At 57.8% G+C, this 256-nt stretch carries 1 rRNA gene; it reads right to left on the bottom strand.

Features of this window, described 5'->3' with window-relative positions:
* Positions 1-256, bottom strand: a 23S ribosomal RNA gene (locus GWK61_RS61780); the annotation flags it as partial.

Here is a 256-nt window from a genome sequence, read left to right as displayed (position 1 = left end):
CACCGGGCAGGCGTCAGTCCGTATACATCGTCTTGCGACTTCGCACGGACCTGTGTTTTTAGTAAACAGTCGCTTCTCGCTGGTCTCTGCGACTCCCCCCAGCTCACACCGCAAGGGTGATCACCAGTTGGAGCCCTCCTTCTCCCGAAGTTACGGAGGTATTTTGCCGAGTTCCTTAACCACGGTTCACCCGATCGCCTCGGTATTCTCTACCTGACCACCTGTGTCGGTTTGGGGTACGGGCCGCTAGGTCCTC

The organism is Catenulispora rubra (assembly GCF_015356825.1).
Taxonomy (GTDB): domain Bacteria; phylum Actinomycetota; class Actinomycetes; order Streptomycetales; family Catenulisporaceae; genus Catenulispora; species Catenulispora rubra.
The sequence above is the reverse complement of the archived record's forward strand: the minus strand, read 5'-3'. Positions and strand labels throughout refer to the sequence as shown.